General features: G+C 70.6%; 4 protein-coding genes (1 of these 4 running past the window's edge). All 4 read left to right on the forward strand.

The genetic code is table 11. The features are described 5' to 3' along the window. Tightly spaced (at most 50 nt apart), the 4 genes in view from ACPEES_RS12340 to ACPEES_RS12355 form a layout consistent with a single transcriptional unit that may run on beyond the window. Positions 1 to 3,929, forward strand: the final stretch of a protein-coding gene (locus ACPEES_RS12340; protein ID WP_435103797.1) for an SDR family NAD(P)-dependent oxidoreductase. The gene continues 10,735 nt to the left of window position 1, outside the view; only the last 3,929 of its 14,664 coding nucleotides appear in the window; its start codon lies beyond the left edge, outside the window; the stop codon is at positions 3,927 to 3,929. Next, complete coding sequence (locus ACPEES_RS12345; RefSeq protein WP_435103798.1) at positions 3,926 to 7,390, forward strand: amino acid adenylation domain-containing protein; 3,465 nt, start codon at positions 3,926 to 3,928, stop codon at positions 7,388 to 7,390. The genes ACPEES_RS12340 and ACPEES_RS12345 overlap by 4 nt, the downstream gene beginning before the upstream one ends. A 50-nt stretch (positions 7,391 to 7,440) precedes the next feature. Then, the gene (locus tag ACPEES_RS12350) at positions 7,441 to 8,583 is read left to right on the forward strand and encodes a hypothetical protein (RefSeq protein ID WP_435103799.1); all 1,143 of its coding nucleotides are present in this window, start codon (positions 7,441 to 7,443) and stop codon (positions 8,581 to 8,583) included. Positions 8,584 to 8,600: 17 nt separating this feature from the next. Then, a complete protein-coding gene (locus ACPEES_RS12355; RefSeq protein WP_435103800.1) occupies positions 8,601 to 11,237 on the forward strand; it encodes a beta-ketoacyl synthase N-terminal-like domain-containing protein in 2,637 nt (878 codons plus the stop codon). Positions 11,238 to 11,254 lie beyond the last annotated feature (17 nt).

Raw genomic sequence — 11,254 nt, forward strand, 5'->3', positions numbered from 1 at the left:
GGGACGTGATGCATCGCCTGCGCCCCGGCACGCGCCGGCGCGTACCCCTGCCCACCTATCCGTTCGAACGCGTGCGTCACTGGCTCGACCTCCAGTCCGAGGCAGCAGCCTCGGCACCGCCGCGGGCAGCCACCGCGTCGACATCCGGCCGCGACCCCTGGCGCAAGACCCTCGCGGCGAGCGCCCCGGTGCTGCGGGACCACGTGGTCGACGGACGCTGCATCCTGCCCGGCGTCGGTCACCTGGACCTGGTCGCCGAGGCCTGCGGCGGCCTGCAGGGCCGCGCGCTCACAGACGTCCGCTGGATCGCCCCCCTCGCCGTGGGCGGTCGCCCCGTGGAGGCACGTGTGCGTATCGACGGGGCGGGCTATGAGGTGCTCGACGGCGACGGCAACGTCTGCTCCCGCGGGCAGCTCTCGGATGCGCCGGCCACGCCCGCATCGATCGACCTGTCGGCCCTGCGGGCAAGGCTCCACGAGGGACCAGGCCGCGATGAGTTCTACGCCATGCTGGAAGGCCAGGGCCTGCCCTACGGCCCCTTCTTCCGGCGCGTCACGCAGGTGTGGACCGGGCAGGACGAGGTGCTGGGCCGCATCGAAGCGGACGACGACAACGGCACCCACCCGCTGCACCCGGGCGTCCTCGACGCCGCGCTGCACATCATCGCGGCCCTGCTGGTGCGGCGCCGTGGGCCCGAAGCGCCGCCGATGCTCCCGTTCGCCGTCGACCGCGTGGAGGTATTCGGCCCGGTCCCCACGCGAGGCTTCTCCCATGTACGCGAGACGGCACGCGACCGATGCGACGTGACGCTCGTCGACGATGCCGGCCATGTGCGCGTGCGTCTGACCGGTCTGACCTACCGCGAATCCAGGCCCGCGCCGGTCTCTTACCGGGCCGCCTGGCGGGCCCGGCCCGCAACCGGGACGGCACGGCCCGCCCGTCGTGTCCTGTTGATGGCCGAGAACCCGGAATGCGCGCTCGCGCACGGCCTGGTTCGGGCCCACGACGACGCCAGCGTCGCGCGGCTTCCCGTCGAATCCGGCCTGGGCCCGACGGATCTGGACCGGGCGTTCGCCGGCGAGGTCCCCGACCTGGTCTACTTCCTCGCGAGCGACACCGCGGCGGAGCTTCCCGAGACCTCCGACCTTCAGGCGCGGATGGAGCGGGGCGCCTACGCGTTCTACCACCTCGTCCGGGCCCTCGATCGCTACGCCACCCCGGAGCGACGCATCGGCGTCAAGGTCGTGACCACCGGCGTGTACCCCCTGGAGCACGACGACGCGTCCCACCCGGGCTCCGCGGCCCTGCCGGGCCTGGCGATGGTGGCGGGCAAGGAGTTTCCGAACCTCGAAGTCGCCATCCTCGACGTGCGCGCGGACGAATCCCGGGCCGCGGCGGCCGCTGTCGCGACCGAGCCGTTCCCGGCCCGGACCGTGCCCGTATCCCTGCGTGGCGGCGTGCGCCGCGAGCGCGTCCTGGAGGCGGTGGAGCTGGGCGACGGCCCCTCCCGCTTCCGCCACGGCGGGGTCTACCTCATCGTCGGCGGCCTGGGGGCCGTGGGCAGGGACACCTGCCGCCATCTCGCGCGCACGTACCGGGCAAAGCTGGTGATCGTCGGCCGTTCGCCACTGGATGAACGCCGGCGCGAGGCGCTGGCGGAGCTGGAAGCGGCGGGCGCGGAAGTCCGCTACATCGCCGCGGACGCCACCGTACCCGCCGAGCTCGAGGCCGCCGTGCGGCAAGCCAAGGAGGCCTTCGGCGCGCTGCATGGCGTGATCCACGCCGCGATGGTGCTGATCAACCGCCCCTTGCAGGCGCTCCCGGAAAACGAGCTGGGTGCGGCGCTGGACGCCAAGGCGGCCTCCACCCTGGCGCTGCTGCGCGCCATACGGAACGAGCCGCTGGACTTCGCCCTTTTCTACTCCTCGGGGGTCGTCTTCGAGGGCAATTACGGCCAGGCCGGCTACGCGGCGGGATGCACCTTCGCCGATGCCTACGCCCTGCATGAGGCACGTACGCTCGCCTTCCCGGTGCGGGTACTGAACCTGGGCTACTGGCACGCCGGTGGCGACGAGGAGCGCGAGCGGGTGCTGCGACGTGTCCGGGCCGCCGGAATCCGGCCACTGTCCGCCGCCCGCGGCATGGCCGTGGTCGAGCGGATGCTCCGCTCCGAGCTCCCCCAGGTCCTCGCCCTGGATGCGGAGCCGGGCATTCTCGACAACCTGGGCGTGCAACGCGACCGCAGGCTGGCGCCGTCGGCGACGCCGGTACCGGCGGTCGCGCCGCGGGTACGCTTCGCCGAAGAAACCCTGAGCAACCCCGCGCTGACGGACCACCAGAGGGCCACGGCAGAGCTCGAACGCCTCTCGCCGTGTCTTCTCGCCGACGCGCTGGCACGACTGGGGCTGTTCGAGCAGGTTAGCGCGACGGCCACCCCGTCCGAGCTCGCCGAGCGCCTGGGCATCGTTTCGCAACATCGAGCCCTCTTCGAGCTCCAGCTCGATGCCCTGGTGGAAGCGGGCTTTCTGGAGCGGCAAGGCGGCGGAGTACGGCGTGGCGAGCGCGACATCGAGCCCGGAACCGGGCAGGCGCTTGCGCAGCTCGTCGCCCGCCATCCGAGCGTGGAGGCGCTGGCGTCGCTGCTGCAGGACTGCCTCTCGGCCCTGCCGGACATCCTCACGGGCCGGCGCGACGCCATGGAGATCCTCTTCCCCGATGGGTCGCCGGAGCGGGTCGCGGCGCTCTACGAGGGCGACCCCGTGACCGACCTGTGCAACGCCGAGCTCGCCCGCCTGGTGGTGGAGCAGGTCGAGGCGCGACGCCGGGCCGAGCCCCATCGCCGCGTACGCGTGCTGGAAGTGGGCGCCGGCACCGGCGGCTCCAGTGCCGTCGTCCTCGAGGCGCTGCGGCACCACGGGGACGCGGTCGAATACGTCTTCACCGACATTTCGCCGGGCTTCGTGCGCAAGGGCCGCGGGCGCTTCGCCGAGCGCTATCCGTTCGCCCGCTTCGAGGCGCTCGACATCGAGAAGGATCCCTCGGGCCAGATCGGCGACGCAGGCAACTACGATGTCGTGCTCGCCACCAACGTCGTCCACGCCACCCGCGAGCTCGTGGCATCGCTGCGCAACATCCGGCGCCTACTGCGGGGGGACGGCGTGCTCCTGCTCAACGAGGGTACCCGCGCCCAGCACCAGCTCGCGCTGATCTTCGGGCTGACCTCGGGCTGGTGGCTGTTCACCGACGGTGAGTACCGCCTGCCGCATTCACCACTGGCCAGTGAACGCCAGTGGCGCGACGTGCTCAGTGAGACGGATTTCGAGCGCATCAGCGCGGGCGCCCCGCGCACGGAAGCGGGAGCGCTCTTTCAGAGCGTCATCGCCGCGGTCGCCGACGGCCTGGACGCGCGGGACGTCGCGACGGCCCCCGACGCGGCGCAGGCGACACCTCCACGGACACCGCCGGCGGCGACACCGGCGGCGGCCCCGTCCCCTGCCGGCGCCGGCGATGCGTTGGAGCAGGTCACGAGCGTGTTCGCACGCGTGCTGGAGATGCAGCCGGAGCAGCTGGATCCCGACCTGACGTTCGAGAACTACGGTGTCGATTCGCTGGTCGCTCTGGAGCTGACCCGCGGGCTCGAGGAAGTCTACGGCCCGCTGCCTTCGACGCTGCTGTTCGAGCAGATCACCATGCGGCGCGTCGCGGAATTCTGCGGGGCACGAGCCACGCCCACGCCCCCCGCGGCGGATCCCGCCGAGCCACCGCCGCCCGACCCGGCCGCAGCCAACCCGGAAACGGCGCTCGCCGACGCCGCCAACGCCGGGCAGGACATCGACACCCTGGTGGAGAACCTGCCGGACGACGTGGTGGATCAACTCCTGGCGGAGCTGCTGCCCCAGGACCAACCAGGACAGGAGAACCCGGCATGACGCACGCCCCCTTCCGCTGTGTGGTCGTGGGCGACGAGGTGCTCCTCGTCGAGTGCACCCGGCAGCTGCTGGCGCGCGGCCACGACGTGGTCGCCGTCGTCACGGCGAACGCCGAGCTCCGCGACTGGGCCAGGGACCAGGGCCTCGAGGTAATGCCCTTCGGTGTCGATCTCGCCGAACGCCTGGCTTCGCGCAGGTTCGAGTACCTGTTCAGCATCGCCAACCTGCGAATGCTGCCCGACGCGCTCCTGGCGCTCCCGACGCGGCTGCCGATCAACTTCCACGACGGTCCCCTGCCGAAGCACGCCGGGCTGTTCGCGACCAGTTGGGCCATCCTGCAGGGCGAGACCGAGCACGGCGTCACCTGGCACGTGATGACCCGCGAGGCCGATACCGGCGACATCCTCAAGCAGCGCACGGTACCGGTCGCGCCCCGCGCGACGGTGCACGACCTGGACGTCGTGTGCCTGGATGCCGGCGTCGAGTCCTTCGCCGAGCTCATCGACGAGCTCGCCAGCGGCACGGCCACACGCACGCCCCAGGATCTGAGTCATCGGACCTACCATGGCCGCTTCGACGGCCTGCCCGCGGCCGGCCTGTTCGACTGGCAGCGCCCAGCCGCGGACCTGGACGCGTGGGTACGGGCGAGCGCCTTCGATCGCCGCGCCAACCGCTTCGGCATCCCCCTGGTGACCACGGGGCGGGAATGGCTCGCCGTGCGCGCCGCCGAACCCTGCGCGGAGTCCGTGGGCACCGCGGCGCCGGGCGAGATCATCGAGCGGAATTCGGACGGCCTCGTGGTGGCCACCGGCGACGGGCACATCCGGTTGACCGCGCTCGCCGACCTGACGGGCGAGCCGGTGGACCCCGCCGCCGTCGCCGACCACCTCGCACGCGAGCACGGGGGACGCTTCCCCGTGCCGGACGCAAGCGAGCTGGAACGCCTGGTGAAATGGAGCCGCGCCGCCCACCGGGAAGAGGCGCGGTGGGCACGAGCGCTGAGGGCGCTGTCGCCCCTGCAGCCCCCGCGTCTCGGGGCGTTGGGTGAGGTCGGGTCACCGGCCGCGCCCGTGACGCTCCCGGACACGCTCTCCAACCTGGCCGACACCCCCGCGTCGGTGGCCGTGGCCTGCGTGCTGGCGTTCCTGGCACGGCTCTGCCCGGAAGGGGAACGCGACCTCGCGTGGGTGCGCGATAACCACCGGGACAACGACCTGTTCGCCTCCGAACTGCCGCTGCGTATCCCCGGAGACATCCTGCAGCGCACGCTATCGCCGCTCGCGGCGCAGGTCGCGGCGGACGTCGACGCACTCCGCTCGAAGCCCCCCTACCGGCGCGACCTGCTGCTGCGCGACCCCTCGCTGACGGGCGCGGCGTGCTTCGGCCTTCCGGTGGGCATCGAACTGGACGACACCGCGCAGAGCGCGTCCGGTCGGGCCCTGACAGTGCGCATCGACGCGCGGGGGACGGTCGCCTTCGATGCCGGCGACGCACTGCCCCGGGATCACGAGGGGTGGCTGGCCGCGCGCTTCGCGCTCTTCGTCGACGGCATCGCCGCGAATCCGGGGCAACGGCTCGCCGACGTCGCCCTGATCAGCGAACCGGAACGCGCGCGCATCCACGCCTGGAACGACACCGCCGAGCCCTACCCCCGCGAGCGCACCGTCAGTCAGCTGGTCGCCGAGCGCGCCGGCACCGCACCCGCCACACCGGCGCTGCGCTTCGAAGACACGGAGCTCGACTACGCGGCGCTGGACCAGGCGGCCAACCGTGTGGCGCAGAGGCTGATCGACGCCGGCGCCGGCCCGGGCGAACGGGTGGGTGTCTATCTGACACGCTCGCCGGCGCTGATCATCGGGTTGCTGGCGGTGATGAAATCCGGCGCGGCCTACGTGCCCCTCGATCCGATCTATCCGCCGGAGCGCCTGCGCACGATGCTGGAGGACTCCGGCAGCCGTTGGGTCCTGACGAACGCCGACGCGGACGATCCGTTCGGGGAACTGTCGGTCATGCGGTTGCCCGTCGATCCCGAACCGGCGGACGCGGCGAGCGCGCCGCCGGTGGACCGCTCCCGGCCCGATGCGCCGGCCTACGTGATCTACACGTCGGGCTCCACGGGGCGCCCGAAGGGCGTCCAGGTGGGGCACAGAGCCCTCGTCAACTTTCTCTGGACAATGGCGCGCAAGCCCGGCTTCAGCGCGGGGGACAGCCTGCTCGCGCTGACCACCGTCTGCTTCGACATCGCCGGACTCGAGCTCTACCTCCCGCTGGTCCGTGGCGGGCTGGTGGAGATTCTGGCGGCGGAGGTTTCCGCCGATGGCGTCGCGCTGCGGCAACGTATCGAGCGCGCCCGCCCCACGCTGCTCCAGGCGACGCCCACCACCTGGCGCATGCTCATCGCCGCGGGCTGGGAAGGCGACCCGGGCCTGCATGCCCTGTGTGGCGGCGAAGCGCTGCCCGACGAGCTCGCCGGGCAACTGGCGGTCCGCGTCGGCAAGCTCTTCAACGTCTACGGTCCCACCGAGACGACGATCTGGTCGACCCTCGACGAGGTGAATGCGGGCGAGCCCGTGACCATCGGTCACCCCATCGGCAATACCCGCTGCCACCTGCTCGATGCGCGCGGCGTCGCCGTCCCACCGGGCATACCCGGCGAGCTGTACATCGCGGGCGACGGGGTGGCGGACGGCTACCTCGGCCGCCCCGAGCTGACCGCCGAGCGCTTCGTGCATCTTCCGCCCACCGGCGAGCGCGCCTACCGCACCGGGGATCTGGTGCGCCAGCGCGCCGACGGTCGGCTTCAGTTCCTCGAGCGCCTGGACCGGCAGATCAAGCTCAACGGATACCGCATCGAGCTCGCGGAGATCGAGTCGGTCCTGCGGCGGATGGACACGGTCGCCGAAGCGGTCGCGCTGGTGCGCGAAGACCGCCCCGGCGAGCAGCGCCTGGTGGCCTATGTGACGGGCAACGACGCCCTGCCGCCGGCGGAAGAATTGCGCAGCCGGCTCGCCGACTCGCTGCCCGGGTACATGGTTCCGACTGCCGTGGTGGTGCTGCCCCGCATGCCGCTCACGGCCAACGGGAAGATCGACCGCAAGGCGCTCCCCCAGCCAGCCCCGAAGCGGGTCGCGGGCGCCGCAGCGGCCACGCGCAACGACCTGGAACGGCGAATCGCCGGAGTCTGGTGCGAGGTGCTCGGTCTCGAAGACGTGGGTGCGGAGGACAATTTCTTCGACCTGGGCGGCGACTCGCTGCGGCTCACCTCCGTGACGACACTGCTCCAGGAGCGCCTGGGTCGACCCGTCACGCGCCTGGACATGTTCGGCCACCCCACCGTCCGTGCCATGGCCGCGTATCTCGGCGGGGATTCGGAAACCAGCGCCCGCACCCCACGAAGACGCCGTGACGTCGCGACGCTGTCGCGACGCCGCAAGCGCACGCAAACGGGCTCTGTCCCGTAATCCACGCCGGAGATGGACTCGGCCCGCACGCCCCAGCACAGGAGGGATCCATGAATCATTGCAAGGTCTGTTCGCTGAAAGAGAACCACCCGGGCGTGGTCCTGGACGATCAGCAGGTCTGCAACCTCTGCAACCTCGACTTCGCAGAGGAGCTGCTGACCAACTACCGCTACACCGCCGATGTCTTCGCCGAATTCCAGCAGGCAGAGCCGGCCGAGGGCGAATACGACTGTCTGTTCATGTACAGCGGCGGCAAGGACAGCACGTACATGCTGGACAAGTTCGTCAACGAGTACGGCAAGCGCGTGCTCGCCTTCACCTTCGACGTGCCGTTCGAGAGCGAGCACGCGGCCCAGAACATCGAGCTCGCCCGCGAGAAGATCGACGCGACCTTCGTCCTCGATTCCGACGACGACAATATCAAGCGCATGATGCGCGAGGTGTTCAACCGACCCGCACCGCCGAAGCCGGGCAAGTACCTGGACGAGAAGCTTCCGTGCGTGTCCTGCCGGACGTTCTTCGTGCTCCGCGCGATCCTCATGGCCTACCGCCAGAAGATTCCGTACATCGCGCTGTGCGCGGACCCGCAACAGATCCTGACGATGGAATCGAACGTCCGCGAAGTGGTGCGGGGGTTCTACAAGACCTTCGGCGAGAGCCTCGCCGATTCGCTGTTCGGGGGGCAGCTCGAGGATCTGCTCTTCGACGAGGAACAGAACCTGCCGAAGATCGTCTTCCCGTTCATCGCCATGCGCCACGAGTACGACCCGGACCGCATCATCGAGGAGCTGCGGGCGAAGGGCCTGTACCAGTCCTCGCCCATGGAGACCCACTGCACGCTGTTCCCGCTGCTCAATTACTACTCCTTCAAGCACTGGGACTGCATGTTCTACAAGCTCAATGCCTCCACCCACGTGCGCTCGGTCAAGCGCAACGGGGACAACGACAGAAGCACCTTCAGCATCAAGTTCCCCCGGTCCATGGATCTCACCGACGTCGAGCGACGCCTGGGCGAGGTGACCCTGGAGCTGGCCGAAGGCGGCGGCGACCGGGACGAGCACGAACGCACGCTCGTGGACCTGTTCCAGCGGATGGGCGCCTCCGAGGACGCCGCGCAGTTCGTTGCACAGAGCTTCCTGGGAATGCATGAGGTCGCCGATGACCTGGGCATTCAGCTGCCCCGGAAACAATGAGTAAGGGAGATACGATCGTGACAGTTTCCGATTCAGACGTCGCAATCATCGGTATGGCCTGCCGCTTCCCGGGCGCGGATTCCGTGGACCGCTTCTGGGACGTGCTGCGGGACGGGCAGGAGACCCTGACCCTCTACTCCGACGAAGAGCTGCAGGCCGCGGGGGTGCCCGCCGATCGCCTTGCGGACCCGCACTACGTCAAGGCGGCGCAGACGATTCCCGGTGTGGATCTGTTCGACGCCGGGCTCTTCCAGTTCACCCATGACGAAGCCGAGATCCTGGATCCCCAGCATCGCGTGTTCCTGGAGTGCGCCCTGGAGGCGCTCGAGCGCGCCGGGCACGACCCGGAACGCAGCCACGAGCACATCGGCGTGTATGCCGGTGCAGGGATGAATACCTATCTGCCCGACAACCTCGGCGACCGGTATCGCACGGGCTCGTCGGTGGACCGGTACCGCCTGATGCTGGCGAATGACAAGGACTTCCTGGCGACCCGGGTGTCCTACAAGCTCAACCTGCGCGGCCCCAGCGTGAGCATCAACACCGCCTGCTCCACCTCCCTGGTGGCCGTGCACACGGCCTGCCTCGGCCTGCTAGGCGGGGAATGCGACATGGCGCTGGCAGGCGCCGTGCACCTGTCCCTCCACGACAAGGGATACGAGTACCAGGAAGGCATGATCTTCTCGCCGGACGGGCACTGCCGCGCCTTCGACGCGCAGGCCAGGGGGACCGTCATCGGCAGCGGATCCGGGGTGGTGATCCTCAAGCGCCTCGCCGACGCGCTCGCCGACGGTGACTGGATCCACGCCGTCATCAAGGGCACGGCGATCAACAATGACGGCGCCAACAAGACCGGATACACGGCACCGAGCATTGACGGCCAGGCGGGCGTGATCGCCGATGCACAGAACGCCGCGGGGGTGGCGCCGGAGACGGTGAGCTATGTGGAGGCACACGGTACCGGCACACCGCTGGGCGATCCGATCGAGGTGGCCGCGCTGACCAACGCGTTCCGGCAGGAAACGGACGCGGTGGGCTTCTGTGCCCTGGGATCGGTGAAGACCAACGTCGGCCATCTCGACACCGCCGCGGGCATGGCCGGCCTGACCAAAGTCGCGCTGATGATGGAGCACGGCTCGCTGGTGCCGAGCCTCCACTTCGAGTCCCCGAACCCGGAGATCGACTTCGATGCCAGCCCGTTCTTCGTGAACACCCGCACCACCGAGTGGCAAGCCCACGACGGTCCGCTACGCGCCGGGGTGAGCTCGTTCGGCATCGGCGGCACCAATGCCCACGCGGTGCTGGAGCAGGCCCCGGAGCGGCCAACGCCAGTACGCACGCGGGACTCGGAGCTTCTGGTGCTCTCCGCCCGCTCCGGGGAAGCACTGAAACAGACGGCGGCGGACCTGGCCCGCTACCTGAGGCAGCACAGCGATCTCGATCTCGCCGCGGTCGCCACCACCCTGGGCCTCGGCCGCCGGGCTTACGGCCATCGCCTGGCGCTCGTGGCCACGAGCACCCGCGAGGCGGCGATGGCCCTCGCGCTCGGGGACACCGAGCAGATCATCCAGGGGGCGGCGGGTGCGCAGCCGACCCAACCCATCTTCGTGCTGTCCGCCGGCGAGGTGGATCCCGACGGCGCGGAGGCGCTGCAGCGCAGCGTGCCGGCCTACCGTGAAGCGATCGAGCGATGCGCCGAGGCACTCGGGTTGGCCCATGACGACCCCGGTCTCCGGGACGCCGGGGCAGCGGTGGCCGGCTTCGTGCACGAGTACGCGACAGCCATGACGCTGGCCTCGTGGGGGCTGGAGCCGGCGGGGCTGGCCGCCGATACGCCGGCCGGGCTCGCCGTGGCCGCAGCGCTGACCGAATCCCTTTCCCTGGCGGACGCCCTGGCCTGGGTTCGGGGCACCGCCCCCGCGCAGCTCGATGTGCCGCGCTGGCCGGTGTTCAGCACCCGGACCGGAAACTGGATGAGCGAAGAGGAAAGCCGCTCCGCCGGGAACTGGACGGCGGACGGCGATCTGCCCGCGCTGGACACGCTGACCGCCGGCGATACGGGGCGCCCGGTGCGACTCACCGCGGGCGAGACACCCGTGCGCGGCCTCCACCCGCTCCTCGCGCTGGTTGGCGAGCTGTGGGCTCACGGCGCTCCGGTGGACTTCGCGAAGGTGCAGGAGGGCACCGAGCTGCGCCGCGTACCGCTGCCGCCACGTCCTTTCGAGCGGCGCCGGCACTGGATCGAGCCGCACGAGACGAGTTCGCCGGAAACCGCCACGAACACGGAGCGTCTGGCCGCCCGGCTCGACCCCCAGGACGGCCGGTACAACGCCACGCTGCTCACCGACTACCTGGTCGAGGAGGTCGCCAGGCTGCTGGGCGATGACCAGCAGGCCGGCGTCGATACCAATCTCTTCGAGCTCGGTCTCGACTCGCTGATGCTCGTGGAGGTCACGGCCAAGCTGGGCAAGGAGCTGGACTTCGAGGTGCCGGCCACCGCCTTCGTCGAGTACCCCACGATCCGTGCGTTCGTGGACAACCTCACGGAGCTCATGGGATACGGCCCGCCCACCGAAGGGGCCACACCCGCGACCGGCGGCCGCCTGTCCAGACGCGCGCAGCGCGCCGCCGCCCGGGCGGACGGCAACACCTGAGCCCGGACCCCGCGTGA

The organism is Arhodomonas sp. AD133 (assembly GCF_051195215.1).
GTDB lineage: Bacteria > Pseudomonadota > Gammaproteobacteria > Nitrococcales > Nitrococcaceae > Arhodomonas.

What these genes read in the sequence shown, in the direction of transcription:
- ACPEES_RS12345 (WP_435103798.1), top strand. Translation starts at nt 3,926, where the DNA reads ATGACGCACGCCCCCTTCCGCTGTGTGGTCGTGGGCGACGAGGTGCTC.
- ACPEES_RS12350 (WP_435103799.1), top strand. Translation starts at nt 7,441, where the DNA reads ATGAATCATTGCAAGGTCTGTTCGCTGAAAGAGAACCACCCGGGCGTG.